This window comes from Enterococcus sp. AZ063, assembly GCF_051715045.1.
In the GTDB taxonomy this organism is placed as follows: Bacteria; Bacillota; Bacilli; order Lactobacillales; family Enterococcaceae; genus Enterococcus_D; species Enterococcus_D casseliflavus.
In genome coordinates this window covers 500143-516459 of the sequence record NZ_JBIOTA010000001.1, presented here as the reverse complement: position 1 = coordinate 516459, position 16317 = coordinate 500143, and the positions used below count along the sequence as shown (strand labels likewise).

The window sequence follows — 16317 nt, the reverse complement described above, 5'->3', positions numbered from 1 at the left end:
CCTTGCCTCCTTACGCTTCTTCTTCTTTGTAGTCGATCCCTAACTCTTTACTGATCCCAGCATAGCCTTCTGCTTCTAGGCGTTTGGCTAAATCTGCCGAACCGGTCATCACGACACGGCCTTCCATCATGATATGAACCACGTCTGGTGTGATGTAGTTTAACAGACGTTGGTAATGGGTGATGATCAAAGCGCCAAAGCCTTCGCCGCGCATTTCATTGACGCCTTTTGCTACGACTTTCAAGGCATCAATATCTAGACCAGAGTCGATCTCATCCAAAATCGCAAAGGTTGGATCTAGCATCAACAATTGTAAGATTTCATTTCGTTTCTTTTCTCCACCAGAGAAGCCTTCATTCAAATAGCGTTCCGCCATTTCTTCTGGCATATTCAATAAATCCATTTTTTCATCTAATTTTTTCAAGAAATCCATGACAGAGATTTTGTCGTCTTCGTCACGTTTGGCATTGATCGCTGCCCGCATAAATTCCGCATTGGTGATGCCTGGAATTTCACTTGGGTATTGCATCGCCAAGAACAGACCTAAACGAGCCCGTTCATCCACTTCCATTTCCAAGACATTTTCGCCGTCGAACAAAATTTCCCCTTCTGTCACTTCATAATTCGGGTTACCCATGATGGCAGCGGACAAGGTTGATTTCCCTGTACCGTTTGGTCCCATGATGGCATGGATCTCTCCAGTTTTTAACACTAAGTCAACGCCTTTTAAGATCTTTTTATCTTCGATTTGGACGTGTAGATTTTTAATTTCTAAAACTGACATTTCTTTCCCTCCAGTATCTTTTCTTTCTCACTATTTTAGACTAATTGAGAATGAACTTCAAACGCTATTCCCGACTTTTTTAAAATATTTCTAATCTGTACATTGGAATTATTATAAAGTATTACATAGAGATAGTACATGGTTATTGTCTGTAATGCTAGAAATTTTTTTGATTTGTTGTAAAAAAGAAAAAGGAATACGACATTGGCTGTCGTATCCCCTACCTTCACTTCTGCTGTGCCCATTCTTCTCGCAAGATGCCATACTTGATGGAATCATAATAGTTGCCTTCCCAGAAACGGACTTTGCGAATCTGGGCTTCTTTGGTCATCCCTAGCTTTTCTCCTAGTTTCATCATGCGGTGATTGCCCGACCACGTGGTATACCCGACACGCTGGATATGAGGCTGTGATTCAAACAACTCATTGATCCACTGGCGAATTGCTTGGCTGCCAATGCCTTGATTCCAAAGGGAAGCATCATAGATGGCTATCCCGAATTCCAACCACTGCTGCAAGGTATTGTCTTCCCAGTAAGCGGTCGCGATCCCCACGATTCTTCCTTGATAGCTGATCGCTTTACGTAACGGGTTGTCGATACAGCTAGCGCCAAACCCCGTTCGAAATTCTTCCCACGTCAACACGGGGTCTTGGAAATACGGTCCGTCCCATTTTTTCCATTCTAAATCTGCCTTAGGCCCATAGCTGATCGACCAAAGTTCAGCAATCATTTCTTCCGTAATCGGTTGAAGTGTGACTGTTTCTGCCATCTTCAAGCCCCCCTTTCTCCTAAAAAAAGTCGTCTCCTTTATTCGTAGACGACTTTCTTTCTATTTTATCTGAAATTTCCGTAAGTTTAAATAAAGGAGTCCGAAAAAAAGGACTGGAAAAAGAGTAAAGCCAAATTGTGGCTTCAAAATCAAGGCGACAAAAACGGCAACAAGCAAAAAGGTTGCTAACAAACTAACAGGCCATTTTTTCAAAGTGAAAAAAAGTGCGGTACGCAGGACATCTTTCTTAGCGGCTTTTGGATTACGCACTTGGAAGTACCACGCATTGATACTAAGAGCTATGGAAAGCATTCCTAACAAAAGAAAGAAAGGAACGAGCCATTTGCCACTTTCAAATTGAACCGCAAACAGAATATCCACGATCGCAATGACACTTCCCAGCCAGCCGATGAGCCAATAGAGAAACCCGCGCACGGCAAAGGTTCGTAAAAAGTAGCAGAAATCTTTTACTGGATCGATGTCTTTGTATTCTGCAAAGCGATCAATCGCAGCCAGGAGGCTGATCATGCTTGGCCCAATCAGCAAGAGTGCCAATGCAAACCAAAGGAGGTTTCTAGGATCGACTGCCAAGAACATTGCCGTGAGGGTGTAGGGTGTATTGACGACCCAAAAACTGATATTCAGGGCAAAGCCAATATATAGCCAGCGGAAGATCCGCATGTAAAGATTGTTTTCAAAGGTAGGTTTGGTAAACATGATTGATCACCTCAATTTTTCATTCCCGAAGTAGCGATTCCTTCTACGAAGTATTTTTGCATTGCTAAAAAGACGATCGCCACTGGCAAAATGGAGACCACAGATGCTGCCATGATCAGGGCGTACTCGGCATCATATAAGCCGACAAACATTTTCAACCCTAACTGAATGGTTTTGTTTTCGGTTGAGGAGAGGTAGATAAATGGTCCCATATAATCGTTCCATGTATTGACGAAGGTGATGATGGTCAGACTCGCTAAAGCGGGCTTCGTCAGTGGTAGAATGATTTTTCGATAGATCCCCCACTCACTCAAGCCGTCGATCCGCGCACTTTCACACAATGAATCAGGAATACTACTATAGTATTGTTTCAACAAAAAGACGCCAAAGGCACTGAAGGCTTGTAAGAGGACCAAAGACCAAAGCGTGTCTGTCAGCCCGAACTGGCGCATCATGATGAACTGAGGAATCATATAGGATTGCCAAGGAATCGCAATCGTACCGATGTATGTCAGAAACAACAGGTCGCGTCCTTTGAAATGCATCTTCGAAAACCCATAAGCCGCAAAGCTAGAGGTAAACAGTTGGATCAAAGTAATGATGACGCTCAAAAATGCTGTATTCTTGAAAAAAGTCAGCAAAGGAATGCGATCCCAGATCACCGTATAGTTTTCTGGGTGCCAACTTTTTGGAATCCATTGGATCGGTACGCTAAAAACATCGTTATTGGTCTTAAAAGAAGCAGAGATCATCCAGAGAAACGGGATCAGTGTCACTAACGCGAGAAATGTTAATAAAAGAATCAAGGAGACACTGCCGACCGACAGCTTGACTTTTTGTTTTGGTTTGGCTTGAACATTCTTTTTACTCAGTGTATTTTCCATCTGTACTCCCTCCTTACACCCGTTCTTGTCTTTGGTTCCACTTAAACTGGATCACCGTGATGCCCAAAACGATCACAAACAAGACCATGGCGATCGCAGATGCGTAACCAAAATTAAATTTCACAAACGCTTCGTTGTAAATTTGATACACCAAGACATTGGTGGCTCGACCGGGTCCGCCGGCAGTCATGACTTGGACCAAATCGAAGATCTTGAAACAGTTGATGACCAGCATGATCGAAACAAAGAAGGTCGTTGGTCGCAAGGACGGCAACGTCACGTTGCGAAACTGCTGCCACTTGTTGGCGCCATCGATCGAAGCCGCTTCATACAATTCCTTTGGCACACTTTGTAACCCTGCCAAGTATAAGATCATGTAATACCCCATGCCACGCCAGACGCTGACTATGATGATCGCCGTCAAAGCCCAATCAGAGCTGGAGGTCCAACCAGGAGGATTTTCAATAAAAAATTTCAAAAACTGATTGATTGGTCCCATCGTTGGGTGAAACAACATGTTCCACACGACAGCGATCGCAACTAACGAGGTGACATAAGGAAAGAAGAAGGCAGTACGGAAAAACTTCATTCCACGTACTTTTTTATTCAATAAAATCGCTAAGCCTAAAGAACATATTAACGTCAATGGAACGACGCCAATCGTATAGAGAAAGGTGTTCTTTAACGAGATCCAAAAGGTGTCGTCCCCTAGCATTTTGCTGAAATTTTTCATTCCCACAAATTCAGGCGAACTAAAGGAATCCCATTCCATGAAAGCCAGAATCAATGAGAACACAACGGGCACTAAGGTAAATAAGAAAAAGCCGATAAAGTTTGGTGCAATAAAAGACAGCGCGGTTAGCGTATTTTTGCGTTTCAACTTATTGGCTGCTTTTGATTTTGAGGTTATTTCCATATTTGTCTCCTGCTGCTTGCCAGCAGGCCCCCTTTCATTAATAAAGAGAAGGAACTTTTTTGCCCAAGTCCCTTCTCTCGTTAGGACTATTCGGTTTCAGATTTCACCCTTTTTTCCATATTCGCAATGCCTTCTTTTGGTGTTTCATCCCCTACAAGAATCAAGTCATGTTCTTCTTGCAAGATTTTGTCGATCGCTGGTCCATTTTCATCGACAGGAAACTCGATCGCGACGGTTTCTGGATTGAAGGCTTTTTTCGATACTTCATCGGCGGGCATGCCTTCACGGGAGAAGTAAAGTTCATCAATGGCGTCAGTCTTATACGAAGGAACGACACCGACTTCAGCTAATACTTTGGCGCCTTCTTCACCAGAACAAAAGTCTAAGAATTTTTGTGCAGCTTCTTGATGTTTTGAATTTTTATTGATGGCAAAAGCAGTCGGAGAACCAAATGTCGTTACTTCCCCTTTTTCATTTTGCGGCATTTCCGCAATGCCCCACTCAACATCTGTCTTGCCATCGTCGATATTGGTCATCAATGCACCCATATACCAAGTTCCCATGTACATCATGGCTGCTTTTTCATTTTCAAATTGTGATTGATACGTAACTTTCGTTGATTTTGCTGTCCCAAAGTCCATTTGCGCTTTTTCGTCTTGCATCCGCAATGCACGATCATAGTACGCTTCCAAGTAGTCGTATTGAGGATCGATCAAGTTGGCGCCATTTTGGGCAGCTGCAATCGCTTGGGTAGTGGAACGCCACGTGTGTTGATACGCACCATAAATTTGTTCGTCTGGTTTTGTTAGCTGCTTGGCAAGCTCCTCATATTCGTCCCAGGTGATGTTTGATGGGTAGTCTAAGCCTGCTTCATCGAACATTTTTTTGTTATAATACAAGACCCAAAAATCCGTCCGATACGGTTGTGCATAGGTTTTGCCTTCTACGTCATACATGTCATAGCTTTCTTGCGCTGGGGCAATATCCAATGATCCGATATGGTCAGTGAGATCCACCAATTGGTCCCGCAACGCATAATTAGAGTAAGAAAGTAAATTTTTCATGGTCAAAATATCTGTCGTATCTCCGGAAGAGAGCATGGTCGTCAGTTTGGTATCATAATCATCTGAAGCAATATCGACAGGCTCAACGGTAATGCCCGGATTCGCTTCTTCAAAGGCACGGAATAGTTTTTCGAATTCAGGTGTCGTATCGTAATTCCAAGTGGTTACGGTCAATTTGATGTCGCCATCTTCAGAAGCAGCGGAATCATCTGTCGCTCCGCCTCCACACGCTGCCAAGGCTGCGATTGTCCCAAACATCGTTGCTGCTAATAAACCTTTTTTCAAAAAGTGCATGTTCATTCCTCCATTAAACATTTTTTTAAAGGGTCGCCCCTAAAACTACCAATAGGAATACCAACTTTGTGACACCCGCATCAACGCTTCCATGTAATAATAATCGCCCCAGATCATGCATTCATCGACCCCTTTGAGGGAATTCTTGTCATAAACCCCATGCATCAAAAGTCCGTTTGATTCGGGATGGTCGATCGTTGTATAGTTTTGGGCTAACGACGCCAAGATCGCCAAGGCATTTTCCTGATAGGCGGCTTGGTTTGGCTGCGTGATCGGTAAATGTTTCGCCAGTTCTAGCAAGCCACAGACTGCGATGGCGGCGGCCGAACTATCCCTTTCTTCCTGACTACCATCGTTAAACACTAAATCCCAATAACTGACCTTGTCCGCCGGTAATTCAGCAATAAAGTAATCCGCAAGGTCTTGAGCAGTCTTCAAGAAACTGGTATCACCGGTGTAAAGGTAACTCAGCGTAAATCCGTAGATTCCCCACGCTTGTCCTCTCGCCCAGCAGGAATCATCGGCATAGCCTTGTTGGGTATTGCCGCCGATCGCCGCTCCAGTTTCAACGTCGAAGTAATAGGTGTGGTACGTCGTGGCGTTGTCTCGCACGATGTATTTCTGGGTCTGCTTGGCATGAGCATAGGCTGCTTGTTTGTAGGATTCATCCCCCGTCATTTGGGAAGCAAAATACAATAGCGGCAAATTCATCAAGCAATCAATAATGATGCGCCCCCGTTGTTGCGGATCATCGAGATTGCCCCACGCTTGAATGATCTGGGCTTTGGGTGAGTAACGGACCATCAATAGATCGGCGGCGGCAATCGCGAGTTTTTTCGAAGATTCCCGTCCGTTCACTCGATAGTCGGCAATCGCAGTCAAACTATACAAAAATCCGATATCATGGGTTTCTAGTCCAATTCTTTGGTCCAATCGTTCTTGGAAAGAGTGCAGTTGTTTTTCGATGGTTTCATCAAATTCTGTTGATCCCGTCAGTTCTTTACTCAAAAACAACATGCCAGTCCAAAAACTCGCCGTCCAATCATGGTTGGCTTCTGGTCGATAGACAAGCTGTTCACTTGCTGCAGGTGGGACCAACGTGTCAAAGGTCTTAGTATTCTTTCTTACTTGATTAACGGTGAAGTCGATTTGCTCGGCTACCCATTGTGATAGCTGTACGTCATAGCTGGTTTCCATTTTTTCCTCCTATTCGCTCAACCTGGATCATATGTCCGGATTGATTGATCGTAATGTTGTTTGTTGTCACTTCGACGGTCACTGCTTGTTCTTGTTCTTGTGGAAGCAAGCCGGTGACGAGGGAAACGAACAGGTGCTTTCCCGCTTGTCGTTGAGCAGTTAAATACGGCAGCCACGTTGCAGGATACAAGAGGTTCGTATTTGGCTCCGTTCGTAGGACATCGCTCGTTTCATAGCCAGCGATTGCCTCGATTTTCGAATAGCCGATCGATGTTCGTACCGCAGCGCTGCTTGCGGTTTTTTCAGTGATGGCAGTTGCCTCTTTCGGTGATGAAAACCCACCCTCATAGAAAGAAAGGGCGCGCTGAGAATTGATCTCATGAATACGAAGGTGACTGCCTATCAGTGGAATGATTGTCGTTTTTATCTGGACGTCTTCCCATGGATTCCATTCATGAATGATCCGATCAGGTAAAAGCTGATACTGGCGATCCAATCCTTTGGTGCGAAAGTAATGGTCATCTTCTGACAAAGCCAATGTGTTGTCATAATTTCCTTCATAAAACCAATAATTGCTCTTGGGCACGCTATTGCCAAATGTCGTTGAGTAGACAAATTTGCTATATTTGCTGCTGGCATGACTTTGATAGTTGATACATTGTCCTGCAGGAAACATCAAGGCATGGGTCAAGTCTTGATTGTGTTGATAAAAGTTCTTACTGATGGGATGAGCCAGTGTTCTTTCAGTGATCACTAATGGCGTCGGGGTGGCTTGCCAATAGGGATGCTCCTTTGGTACCGCTAACAAAAGAAAGGTTTTTAACGCCCAATAAGGCGAACCTGGTGCATTGTAACCTTCGGCAAAGATCAGATTCTGGTACGAATAGCCGACCGTCAGTATCCCTTCGGAAGTAAAAATGTCTTGCTGCATCCACTGATGCAGGTGACGACTGATCAACCCCTTGATCTCTCCCCATGGCAATGCTTCAACATCCGCAAAAACCAATGCGCTGAAGAAAGAAACTTGCGCAAAGCGATACGTCAAACTTCGACCAAAAGGAACGGCAGCTCCACCTGCTGCAAACCAATGCTTGAAGGTTTGAGCAAACTCGGTGGCTCGTTGTTTGAACTTCCTTCCCCTTTCAAGATCCTCAGGGACAAATCGACAGTACAGAAGACTATAGTAGTGGATCGCAAAAGATACATAGTAATCGATTTGAGTGGCTACTCCGTCACAGTACCATCCTTCCCCTAAATAAAAGGTCTCGATCAATGCCAAGTCAGCATCGATCTTTTCTTGGGAAAAGCTGCTGCCACAACGCTTCATGGCTACATTGACGAGAACCCGAAAGAAATGCCAATTGTTTGCGGGAATTTCTCGTTGATTGACTTGGATCAGCCACGCATGGAGATTATCTTTTTGGCGTTGGGATAAAACATCCCACGTTTTTTCCTTATTTAATAGTAAAAAGGTACTTAGCGAAGCCATTTCCACGATTCGTTGGTCGAAGTCTTCCACAACACCCCAATAATCGGGACTCTCTGGATCTGTACCCGCAATAATTCCTGAGAGATAGGTTTCCATGAATGAATCTTCTTGCTGGGTTAGATAAGGCGCGAGTCCCCAAAGCGGTCGCAAGAACGCTTCAAGTTCCTGTACCTCTTTCTCATAGACAGTCCCATGGCTGCCTAAAGCCAAATGACCGGGACGACTGCTTGCAAAAGCGGGTTTGAGTTGATCCATGATCGTTTTGAAGCCGGCTGCTACATCTTCATAACTTTCAAATTTATTCTTTTTCAATTGCTGCAGCTTCTGTGATTGCATCCGCATCCTTCCTTTCAATCAATGTCGCTTTAATAAAACCATAATATTCTCCGTAGACCGTCACCACATCTTGCAGTTTCAGTTGTTGACTTTGCTCATTGAATACTTGGTACTGTCCAGCCGCTGTTTCTAGAATAAATCGATCCCCTTTCTCAATGTCTGCTGTTTTCGCATCACTCTTTACGATGGTGCCAGATAGCTTCACGAATTCATGCAACGGGACGACACCTTGCGAAAAATCTTCGTCAGAATAACAAAGCGCTCGTTCTTTTAATTGCTTTTCGCTGCTTTGGGAAAATGCTTGCGTCTGCGTTGCTTCATTTGGAGAACAAGCAGTCAACCCCATAAGTAGACCCAGGATAAATAACGAATTAATCCACTTCATTCATGCCACCCTCATTTTTAAAACGCTTTCTTCATTTCAAATCATACTTTTTTTTAGGAAAATAATCAATAGTTTTTCCTAAAAAAAGTAAAATTTTTACTTGAGGGCAATTTCTCTCTTGGTTTTTTTACTAAAAAGAAATATACTGAAGAGGAGAAGCATTGGAGGAGGGATTCTATGGCTACGATTACCGACATAGCGACCATAGCTGAGGTATCAATATCAACCGTATCACGGGTTCTGAACTACGATCCTAGTCTTTCAGTGACCGAAGAAACCAAACGAAAGATTTTCGAGGCAGCTGAAAAACTAAATTATACGAAATACAAAAACAAGCAAAAGCAGCGTGAACTACCAGTGGATGTACCAAAAAAACACAACAAATCGATCGGGATCGTTCAGTGGCGGATGGATGATGAAGAATTAGAAGACATTTACTATATGTCGATTCGTTTGGGTGTGGAAAAACGCGCCGCCGAACTGGGTTGTGATCTGTTAAAAATCTCCAACCTTGATGAGTCAGTGATCCAGTCCGTCGACGGCTTACTAGCAATCGGCAAGTTTACAGAAGAGCGGGTCAAGAAACTCCATGAGCTACACCCCAACCTCTGTGTGATTGGCAGTAACTTTCCCCTGGATGACTACGACTCTGTCAATACCGATTTTACGCAAGCAACGGAGTTGGCTCTTTCTCACTTGATGGGACTTGGTCATCAAAAAATCGCCTTTATCGGCGCCGAGGAAAGTCAAAATATGTATGGGTATCGACGGTACAAAACGCCAACGGTCAACACCTATGTCGATATGATGCAGCATTATCAGCTGTTTGATGAGGATTATTTCATCGTGAAAGAAAATAGTCGGTTGGATGTCCAAACGGGGGAAGAATTAACGGAGCAGGCTTTGGCTTTGTGGCAAGACCGCTTGCCGACTGCGATTTTGGCAGCCAATGATGCCTTTGCGATCGGGGTCATCCATACGTTAACGGCTCATGGAATCAAGATTCCTGAAGACATCAGTGTTATGGGCATCAACGATATTTCGGTGTCCCGCTATGTCTCTCCACCCCTTTCTTCAGTCCAAGCATTTACTGAAGAGATGGGTGAAACGGGGTTAGAGCTACTCTATAACCGCATCGAAAATCCTGGGATCGCCAGACGCATCTTTTTAAGTACACAGCTGGTGATTCGTCAATCTACCGCAAAACCAAAAGAAGGCTGAGAAGCTGCGGTGTCTTCTTGCATTGATCAACGTCATTGCAAGGAAGCACCGCATCCTTCTCAGCCTTTTTTTATTTTAATGGTCGTTTTGATTTCTCCTGTCTGCTCAAGCGCGTGTTCGGCTTGGATCAAATACGCTTGTGCCTGTACACCATGGTGGTCTTGATAAGTGACTGGCTGTATTTGGATCTTATCACTGGTAAAACCAAGAACACAGCGTGCTTTTTTTGTCATTAGTTGAACGGTCTTATCTTGCACCATTGGTGGTATGTTCGTAATAAAGTTTTCCACCACCAGATTCTTTGGTTGGTGCTCGTCAAAGACAAAATGGTCTTCGATCGTTACTTGTTGCTGCGAGACCACGAAGCGCCGCTGGTATTCAGTGACCGCTGCTTTCGGATAGAACACACTGAGGTCTAAGTCAAATTGCTGGTCATTAACCTGTAGCACCGTTGCTTCCTCGGCTGTTGGGCGTTGGGTGTGCTGGTTGATGATTGGCAGCGAATGACTGATTGCGGCTGCGGGAAAGTAGTGATAGCGCGTGTTCTCGTCAAAATACTCTTTGGTGTACTCCCCTGCACCAAGGTCCGTCAGAAACAACTCCTCTGTCGTTCCTAATACAAAATGACCGACATCGAGATGATTGTGGCTTTCTTGATTGCTCCCCCCTTTGGCAGCAAAAAAGAGATCCTGCTGCACATCTTTTGCAACGAACCACTGCGCTTGTTCAAAATAGTGATGATACGAGGCATTCGTTTCTCGTGTGATCGCTTCGTTATGCCAATACAAATTTCGATAGATGTGGGCAAACCGGTAGCAAGGATCAAAGTCTAACGGACTGACCCCCGATAATTGGGGAACCGCCACGCCCAAATGCTCGTAGCAATAACTGACCAAGCCACTAGGCAGTTCGATCGTCGAATAATCAGAAAAAGGAATGTAATGCCCTGGAGAAATCATCGTGTAGTAAGGAAAAGCAGCAATTTTTCTGGTTTTAGGCTGCTTTAGGTAGGTATCTTCTTGCAATACTTCTGCCAACAATTGCGCATAATACAGAAAATAACCAAACCCATACGCCCAGTATCCGACACCTTCCACACAAGCCCCATCTTCGCCAAAGCTGTTGAGATAGCTTTGCATTGCAGTATCCAATCGTTTGATCATCCGCAATTGTCGCTCGCTTTTTTTCGGCAATACATAGAGCGCCGTCATTCCAAGACAGCCACCAATAACTGCGGACCAATTGTTCTCTTTTGTCTCCCACTCCCAGGTTTGCTCCTCGAAGGGTAAAAAAAGCCGTTGATCGATCTCATACAACACTCGTTCTGTGATGACTGGTGAAAGGTCTCCCCCAACCAACATAAACAACTCTGCTAAGGATTGCCCAGTTTCAGCTGCAAAAAGATCGACTGTGTGGCGCGCTTGCGAAGAAAACTGGCCATCGACAATCGGCAGATGCGCTGGCAGACACCATGTATATTCATTGCAGATTTCCCAAATCACTTGCTCCAGCAGCACTTTGATCGCTGCCTTACGCTCCATTTCATAAGCAAGTCCTAAAACCACCAACATCCGTCGGCGGGCAAAATAATGGGATTCGAAGACAACACGATTCCCCGATTCGAGATACTCTTGATAGCCTTGATAAGGCAAATAGGGAATCTCACCAGTGTCAAGATAAGCCTGTGCCGCCTGTAAAATTTCTTCTTTTACATCTGCTGGATTCACGCGTTTTCCTCCTGAATGGAGCGTCCGAAGACTTCGATTTGGGTCAACGCTGGAAATGGTGAGGGATCGTCATTTTGGATCAGCTCATGCAATTTCGCCCAAGTGACCGTTCGCGGCTGGAAAGAAAACCGTTGAGGCTGGCTGCTTTTGACCGTCTGCAAGATTTCTTGACTCCCATCGGAAAACGCCAACGTGACTTGTTGCCAATAGCTATCATGGGGAAAATCCGCCCGTAACGTAAGCGCACATTGGTCGATGCGGACCTCATGACCAAAGTCGATCGTCAAAGCGGCATCTGCTTGTTGATTGATCCCCCATGAGCCATAGGGATAATTGCCATGAGACGTATTGGCAAAAATGCCATCAATAGCGTTACAAGCGAAAAACGTCGCATCATCTCTTGTTTCAACATTGGCATGGGCATGCGGATAGGCACCCAAGAATTCTTTTTGATCATGAGGGTTTAAGGCGACATTGCGGTAAGCCGCTAGTTCTTCTTTTGTTGCTACCCGCACACTCAAATAATGGCTTTTCCCAGAAAAACGGCCTTCTGGCGCGGCTTCTTTGGCATTTTCACTAAGATGTACGGGGTAGATCCACTCGTTGCCTTTGATGTACACCAAAGTAGTCGCCAGCGTTTCATCGAGTGTGACCCACACAAATTGTCCACTGCGTGAGAGCGAGACAACGATTTTATCTCCGTCCTCGTAACAATACTCTTGGGATGCCAACGTGACAAAGTCTTCCGCCGTCGCTTGAAGAAGGGTAGGTTCACTTTCAGGTGTTCGTTTGCCTTTTTTTACTTGATGCTTTTGGTCATAAATCGTTAAGGAAATCTGGGTCATTGCATGTAGCTCCTCTCGTATTTTCTCCATTATAGCGATGTCGACAAAAAAATGTAACTGGTTCCAGCGATTTTTTACTATTTTTTTACTTAAAATCGAGAAATGTAACAGTTTCCATTTCTTTATTTTACTAAATAAAGTAAAATAACAAATAAAAGGAGCTGTTTACATGAGAAACTTCCAAGAAGCATTAAGTAAGAACCCTCTTCGAACCAAAACCGATCTAGAAGAGGCCCTTGTTGATCTGGTCACTCCCGTATACGAATGTATGGCACGACAAGGAACTCCCGGGAGGGTCCACCTAGGAAATTCAGGAGCAGTGTACACTCAGGAAAAGAGTGACATCGAAGGCTTTTTACGGACACTCTGGGGATTGGGCCCATTGTTCAGCCAAGAAGAAGCGTGCCTTCGTTACCCAAAACTTTTTCAACAAGCCAATGCCGGGATCGTTGCAGGCACCACCCCGACCTCTCAGGAGTACTGGGGAAAACTGCATGACTACGACCAATTGTTTGTGGAAATGGGTGCCCTTGCTAGCTATTTGATTTTTACCAAACCCATCTTTTGGGATCTCCTCACACCAAGAGAGCAAACAAATCTCTTTGATTGGCTCAATCAGATCAATCAGCACACCATCCCTAAAACCAATTGGCTCTTCTTTCGGATTTTAGTTAATACCTTCTTTGAAATGGCAGCATTGCCTTTTGTAGAAACCACCCTTTTGGCTGATCAAGAAGAGATCGAGAGGTATTACTTAGCAGACGGCTGGTATTTTGATGGCTATGAAAACCAAATCGACTATTATATTCCTTTTGGGATGCAATACTACGGACTCCTTTACAGTGTTCTTACTTGTCGTTCCCAATGCCCGTATCAGTTTAGCTACCGTCAAAGAGCCGCTACGTTTGCGCAATCCTTTAAACAGTGGTTCACGAAAACCGGTGCGGCATTGCCTTTTGGTCGTAGTCTAACGTATCGGTTTGCGCAATCAAGTTTCTTTGCTGTCGGTGCTTTCGCCGATATAGAATATGAAGGCTTCACAAAAAATGAAGGAAAATATTTACTGTTACAAAACATGCGTTACTGGTTTCGCCAACCAATCTTTACGCAAGAAGGCTTTTTAAGTATTGGCTATGCCTACCCCAACCTAAATATGGCTGAAGGCTATAACGCACCAGGATCGCCTTATTGGGCTTTCAAAAATTTCTGTGTATTGGCCATCCCAGCGGATGCTGAATTTTGGACGCTTGAGGAGCAGGTGCCAACGTTTGCCACACCGGTGCGCAATCCGCATAGTCGGATGCTTTTGGTGCATAACCAAGAAGGCACAGAATTGCAAGCTTTCACTGCGGGGCAACATTCCCACGAACATGCTCACGGCAATGCCAAATACGAAAAGTTTGTCTATTCGACAACGTTTGGGTTTAGCGTAGCGAAAGCAACCGTTTTATTGAAACAAGGTGCCTATGATAATACATTGGCGATTTCAGAGGGGCAGACGGATTTTAAAACAGCTTTTGGTTACGAAGCCTTTGCGATTAAAGATGACTACGTCTATAGTCGCTGGCGCCCCTACGAGCAGGTCGTCATCGAAACCTTTGTGATTCCGATGTATCCTTGGCATCTGCGTTACCATCGGATTCAAACGGATCGAAGGTTGCAACTGGTCAATGGCAGCTTTGCAGCACCAGCTGATGGTGCTGCGCTTTCTAGCAAAGAAGGCACCTTTTATCAAAGCTCGGTTGGCTGTGTCGGTATCAAAAGCTTCCCGACGCATCAAGAAGGTACCCTCTTGATGCCAGAACCCAACACGAATCTACTTTATAGTCGAACAGTCATCCCTCAAATAAGCAAAACCGTTCTCGCCGGACAACAGGAATGGCTCGTTGCGTGTTTAGGCAATGCCTTTTCTGATCAGATTCCATCTTTTGATGTCACTATCACAGCGGACAAAGTAGCAATGAGCCAAGGGGATCAGAAAAAAACCATTCAGCTTAGCTACTAGCAAAAAAATTACTGGCAAATGCTAGTAGAAAAGCTACCGAAAACACCTTTCTGATTTACGGGATTGAAGAATGTCCCCCCAGAAGTTCGATTTCAGTCTAAGGTTTCAGCGTCGGTACCTTCTGATCCCTCCGTTTCTATTGGCAAAAAGCAAAAAAATACTTGTACCACAAAACGGTGCTTCACGTATTGTGAAGTGCCGTTTTTTTGGTACAAGTGATTCATGTTTTGATCGACGATCAGTGCTTATTTCCCGAAAAGTTTTTGGAGAAATCCTTTTTTCTCAGGGACTTCCTTTGTTTCAGTCACCTGAAGCGGTCCAGTTTCCTTCACGACTTGCTGAAAGCCACGATTGTCTTGCAGCAACAGACCGTTTAGTTCCAGGATCCCAGACAGACTGCCAATCATCCGCCGCACTTCTCCCGCACTTTTGCCGAAAAAGCACTGGTCGTCATTTGCTTCGGCTTCTTCCAAAATAACCAGCAGCTGCTGGATGCTTTGATTTTGTTCACCTAAGACGTACGACAACTGGTCAACTTCCACTGTTGTAGTGGCCGCTGACGGTACTAAATCCGTTACGAGCTTTAAGCTATCTAAATAATCCTTTAAGTCAAAAATGAACGTTTGTGCCGCTTCATTGTTCATTAATTGGCTTTGACTCAATTTTCTTTGTAGCGCTTCCAATTCGTTTGAACGTTTAGAAAGTTCGCTTACGATCGTTTCTGTATCCATACGCCACCTCCTAATGACATTGTCCCGCTTTCTCTTTCATCCGTCAAGAATTCGTCGGACTTTTTTCTGCGTTTTTACCGATAAGACCTGCCTATTGCTCCTGTTGGTACTTTGTCGGTGCACAGCCATAGCGCTTCGCAAAGAGCCGATTAAAATGGTTGATGTTTTGGAACCCAGATTGAAACGCCGCCTCTCGAATCGTCAGTGTTTCGTTGCTGCGTAAATAAAAAAACTTTTGAAACCGAGCTTGCAATAAATCTTCTTTGGGCGTGGTATGAAAAAACTGTTGATAGAGCTTATAGAATTGGCTTTTACCGATGGAAAGCTCTCGGCTAAACTGGTAAAAATCCCATTGCTGTTCGCAATTGACTAACATTTTCAATCGCATCGCTTGAAACAGTTGATAGTGTTCGTTTTGTGGTTGCGGGATGCTTTCTTCAAAATTGCGTTCAAGTAAGACCAATAGATTTGTCATATACGCCGCGATCAATTCTTCCGTGTGCCGTTGTGGCAACAAGGATTCATGATTGATCTTTTGGATCAATTTGTTGATTTGTTGAATATTTTTCGGCTGGAACAGTTGGTTACAAGGGATCGCATAGGTTTCTTCGATCACCTGATCCGTTTGAAACTCAACAAAGCTATTAAAAAAATCTTCTTTGCCACGATAATCTTGATAGACGGTTGGAGGAAAAAGAATGCAGCTACCTTTTTCACTAGTTTCTTGATGACCATCTTCAAAAGTGAAAACCATTGGAGACAACGTCAACACGAAAAGATAATGCTTTAAGCCAGAGGGGCGATAAATATGATCGGAAACAGCATTATGCATTTGAAATCCTGAATAGGTTACGTTCAACTTCTCACTCCTTCCTACTTGCCTTTAGTATAAAGAAAACGGACAAAACGTCAATAGAATAAGACAGAATGTAGTGTTTATTTTCATGGACTAT

At 44.3% G+C, this 16317-nt stretch carries 15 protein-coding genes; 2 read left to right on the top strand and 13 right to left on the bottom strand.

Annotated features, from left to right (window positions below):
* Positions 1-10: 10 nt before the first annotated feature.
* The 9 genes from sufC to IGK61_RS02360 all read right to left on the bottom strand — a co-directional run bounded on the left by sufC (position 11) and on the right by IGK61_RS02360 (position 8835).
* Positions 11-784: a Fe-S cluster assembly ATPase SufC gene (gene sufC, locus IGK61_RS02400; RefSeq protein ID WP_005232112.1), complete on the bottom strand. Its 774-nt coding sequence runs from the start codon at positions 782-784 to the stop codon at positions 11-13.
* A gap of 226 nt (positions 785-1010) precedes the next feature.
* Positions 1011-1553, bottom strand: a complete 543-nt coding sequence (locus tag IGK61_RS02395; protein ID WP_074535296.1) for a GNAT family N-acetyltransferase — start codon at positions 1551-1553, stop codon at positions 1011-1013.
* Between the two features lie 60 nt (positions 1554-1613).
* Entirely contained in the window at positions 1614-2270 is a 657-nt protein-coding gene (locus tag IGK61_RS02390) for a DUF624 domain-containing protein (RefSeq protein ID WP_074535297.1), read from the bottom strand.
* A gap of 11 nt (positions 2271-2281) precedes the next feature.
* Positions 2282-3154 (bottom strand): carbohydrate ABC transporter permease, encoded by an 873-nt coding sequence (locus IGK61_RS02385; protein ID WP_438844667.1) that lies wholly within the window; start codon positions 3152-3154, stop codon positions 2282-2284.
* Positions 3155-3167: 13 nt separating this feature from the next.
* Entirely contained in the window at positions 3168-4070 is a 903-nt protein-coding gene (locus IGK61_RS02380) for a carbohydrate ABC transporter permease (RefSeq protein ID WP_074535299.1), read from the bottom strand.
* 86 nt (positions 4071-4156) lie between these two features.
* Complete coding sequence (locus IGK61_RS02375) at positions 4157-5428, bottom strand: ABC transporter substrate-binding protein (RefSeq protein WP_034857867.1); 1272 nt, start codon at positions 5426-5428, stop codon at positions 4157-4159.
* Positions 5429-5473: 45 nt separating this feature from the next.
* A complete protein-coding gene (locus IGK61_RS02370; RefSeq protein WP_074535300.1) occupies positions 5474-6625 on the bottom strand; it encodes a glycoside hydrolase family 88 protein in 1152 nt (383 codons plus the stop codon).
* Positions 6609-8450: a DUF2264 domain-containing protein gene (locus IGK61_RS02365; RefSeq protein WP_074535301.1), complete on the bottom strand. Its 1842-nt coding sequence runs from the start codon at positions 8448-8450 to the stop codon at positions 6609-6611. The genes IGK61_RS02370 and IGK61_RS02365 overlap by 17 nt, the downstream gene beginning before the upstream one ends.
* Entirely contained in the window at positions 8413-8835 is a 423-nt protein-coding gene (locus tag IGK61_RS02360) for a hypothetical protein (RefSeq protein ID WP_074535302.1), read from the bottom strand. Before IGK61_RS02360 ends, IGK61_RS02365 begins: the two co-directional genes overlap by 38 nt.
* 177 nt (positions 8836-9012) lie before the next feature.
* On the opposite strand from IGK61_RS02360, the gene IGK61_RS02355 reads away from it, so the two are divergent.
* Complete coding sequence (locus tag IGK61_RS02355) at positions 9013-10056, top strand: LacI family DNA-binding transcriptional regulator (RefSeq protein WP_005232137.1); 1044 nt, start codon at positions 9013-9015, stop codon at positions 10054-10056.
* A 59-nt stretch (positions 10057-10115) separates the two neighbouring features.
* On the opposite strand, the gene IGK61_RS02350 is transcribed toward IGK61_RS02355, so the two are convergent.
* Entirely contained in the window at positions 10116-11783 is a 1668-nt protein-coding gene (locus IGK61_RS02350) for a heparinase II/III family protein (RefSeq protein ID WP_074535303.1), read from the bottom strand.
* The gene (locus IGK61_RS02345; RefSeq protein ID WP_074535304.1) at positions 11780-12628 is read right to left on the bottom strand and encodes a hypothetical protein; all 849 of its coding nucleotides are present in this window, start codon (positions 12626-12628) and stop codon (positions 11780-11782) included. Before IGK61_RS02345 ends, IGK61_RS02350 begins: the two co-directional genes overlap by 4 nt.
* 169 nt (positions 12629-12797) lie before the next feature.
* Here IGK61_RS02345 and IGK61_RS02340 point away from each other — a divergent pair, with 169 nt between their 5' ends.
* Entirely contained in the window at positions 12798-14633 is a 1836-nt protein-coding gene (locus IGK61_RS02340; protein WP_074535305.1) for a DUF2264 domain-containing protein, read from the top strand.
* Between the two features lie 245 nt (positions 14634-14878).
* On the opposite strand, the gene IGK61_RS02335 is transcribed toward IGK61_RS02340, so the two are convergent.
* Both IGK61_RS02335 and IGK61_RS02330 read right to left on the bottom strand, forming a co-directional pair.
* Positions 14879-15364: a hypothetical protein gene (locus IGK61_RS02335; protein ID WP_074535306.1), complete on the bottom strand. Its 486-nt coding sequence runs from the start codon at positions 15362-15364 to the stop codon at positions 14879-14881.
* A gap of 91 nt (positions 15365-15455) precedes the next feature.
* The gene (locus IGK61_RS02330) at positions 15456-16223 is read right to left on the bottom strand and encodes an AraC family transcriptional regulator (protein WP_015508907.1); all 768 of its coding nucleotides are present in this window, start codon (positions 16221-16223) and stop codon (positions 15456-15458) included.
* Positions 16224-16317: the final 94 nt, after the last annotated feature.

Excerpts from the sequence above, each read along its gene's own strand:
- sufC (WP_005232112.1), bottom strand. The coding sequence starts at position 784 with ATGTCAGTTTTAGAAATTAAAAATCTACACGTCCAAATCGAAGATAAA.
- IGK61_RS02395 (WP_074535296.1), bottom strand. The coding sequence starts at position 1,553 with ATGGCAGAAACAGTCACACTTCAACCGATTACGGAAGAAATGATTGCT.
- IGK61_RS02390 (WP_074535297.1), bottom strand. The coding sequence starts at position 2,270 with ATGTTTACCAAACCTACCTTTGAAAACAATCTTTACATGCGGATCTTC.
- IGK61_RS02385 (WP_438844667.1), bottom strand. The coding sequence starts at position 3,154 with ATGGAAAATACACTGAGTAAAAAGAATGTTCAAGCCAAACCAAAACAA.
- IGK61_RS02380 (WP_074535299.1), bottom strand. The coding sequence starts at position 4,070 with ATGGAAATAACCTCAAAATCAAAAGCAGCCAATAAGTTGAAACGCAAA.
- IGK61_RS02375 (WP_034857867.1), bottom strand. The coding sequence starts at position 5,428 with ATGCACTTTTTGAAAAAAGGTTTATTAGCAGCAACGATGTTTGGGACA.
- IGK61_RS02370 (WP_074535300.1), bottom strand. The coding sequence starts at position 6,625 with ATGGAAACCAGCTATGACGTACAGCTATCACAATGGGTAGCCGAGCAA.
- IGK61_RS02365 (WP_074535301.1), bottom strand. The coding sequence starts at position 8,450 with ATGCAATCACAGAAGCTGCAGCAATTGAAAAAGAATAAATTTGAAAGT.
- IGK61_RS02360 (WP_074535302.1), bottom strand. The coding sequence starts at position 8,835 with ATGAAGTGGATTAATTCGTTATTTATCCTGGGTCTACTTATGGGGTTG.
- IGK61_RS02355 (WP_005232137.1), top strand. The coding sequence starts at position 9,013 with ATGGCTACGATTACCGACATAGCGACCATAGCTGAGGTATCAATATCA.
- IGK61_RS02345 (WP_074535304.1), bottom strand. The coding sequence starts at position 12,628 with ATGACCCAGATTTCCTTAACGATTTATGACCAAAAGCATCAAGTAAAA.
- IGK61_RS02340 (WP_074535305.1), top strand. The coding sequence starts at position 12,798 with ATGAGAAACTTCCAAGAAGCATTAAGTAAGAACCCTCTTCGAACCAAA.
- IGK61_RS02335 (WP_074535306.1), bottom strand. The coding sequence starts at position 15,364 with ATGGATACAGAAACGATCGTAAGCGAACTTTCTAAACGTTCAAACGAA.